Source organism: Gordonia sp. QH-12 (assembly GCF_001578675.1).
In the GTDB taxonomy this organism is placed as follows: domain Bacteria; phylum Actinomycetota; class Actinomycetes; order Mycobacteriales; family Mycobacteriaceae; genus Gordonia; species Gordonia sihwensis.
This window is the reverse complement of sequence record NZ_KQ969325.1, coordinates 1-1,489: the sequence shown is the minus strand read 5'-3', so window position 1 is coordinate 1,489 and position 1,489 is coordinate 1. Positions and strand designations below refer to the sequence as shown.

The 1,489-nt window shown below is 66.0% G+C and carries 1 protein-coding gene; it reads right to left on the bottom strand.

Annotated elements, in window-relative coordinates; genetic code table 11:
- Positions 1–21 precede the first annotated feature (21 nt).
- The gene (locus tag Y710_RS18290) at positions 22–1,263 is read right to left on the bottom strand and encodes an amidohydrolase (RefSeq protein WP_062368130.1); all 1,242 of its coding nucleotides are present in this window, start codon (positions 1,261–1,263) and stop codon (positions 22–24) included.
- Positions 1,264–1,489: the final 226 nt, after the last annotated feature.

Sequence of the window (1,489 nt, the reverse complement as noted above, 5' to 3'; positions counted from 1 at the left end):
GAAGGAATTGTCAGACACGCCCTAGCGACCCAACCAGGTACGAGCCGCGACAACCAGCGCCCGTACTCCCGTACCCAGCGTCGGATCGATCACCGGAGCGTAATGCGGAGAGTGATTCGACGGCACTTTCAGCAGCGCCGGGTCCGTCAGGTCGCCGGTGGTGAACAGAGAAGGATCGGCTCCGCCCAGCAGCCAGTACGAAAGAGGTGCACCACAACTCGTGGCCAGGATGCCCACGTCCTCACTTCCCGCACCTGCCCCCGGGTCGAGGATGTTGGACGCACCCAACCAGTCCGTGAAGGCATCCAGGGTCGTGCGCAGCGCGTCCGGGTCGTTGGTGACCACGGGAAAGCGTTCGATCTCGGTGATCGTCGGCTCGTCCGGCGCGCCCGACGCCGCCGCCTCGCCACGCACGATGCGCTCGACGCTGTCGAGGATCTTGCCGCGCACGGTCTCACTGTAGCTGCGGATGTTCAGCTGGATCTCGGCCTCACCCGGAATCACATTCGCGGCGTCACCCGCGTGGATCGATCCGACGGTGAGCACCGCAGTTGCGGTACTCGGGATCTCCCGCGAGATGATGGTCTGCAGCCTCAGCACCGTGGCCGCGGCCAGCACGATGGGATCCACCGAGGCCTCGGGCATCGAGCCGTGTGCACCCCGGCCCACCAGCTTCACCCGCAGTGAATCCGACCCGGCGTACGAAGCTCCCGGGTGTCCGGCGATCTTGCCGGCCGGCAGCGGTGAGACATGCTGACCGAGCACGACGTCGGGCTTGGGAAAACGGTCCCACAAGCCGTCGTCGACCATCGCCTGCGCGCCGGCACCCAGCTCCTCGGCGGGCTGGAACACCAGGACAACCGTGCCCGACCATTCCGACGTAGCGGAGGCGAGGATGTCCGCCGCGCCCAGCAGGCATGTCGTGTGCAGATCGTGGCCGCAGGCGTGTGCAACCGGCACCGTCTTACCCGTGTCGTCGGTGGCCGTGACGGTGCTGGCGTAGTCGAGCCCGGTGTCCTCGCGGACGGGTAGGGCATCCATGTCCGCGCGCATCGCGATCGTCGGACCGTCACCATTACGCAGGACACCGACCACACCGGTTCTGCCGACGCCGGTGGTCACGTCGAACCCCGACGCTCGGAGCCGATCGCCGACCAGACCGGCGGTGCGGTGCTCCTGGAAGCCGAGTTCGGGATGGCTGTGGAGGTCTTTGTACAGCTCTACGAGCGACGGATCGATCTTGATGTCTGCAGGAGTGGTCATACTAAGCCCTTCCGACGAAAGTCGTTCGAGACCGGGCACCCGGCCCCAGTGACCATCGTCACACGAGGATGGACCCGCGTGTGTCGATTGTCGATCCTGTGTCGGGGAAGGACGTCGGATTCACCTGAGGTCGGCGCTGGACTTCCCGAGGACGCGGCGGGCGATGATCAGCTGCTGGATCTGCTGAGTGCCCTCGAAAATAGCGGTCGTCCTCAACGCCGTGATC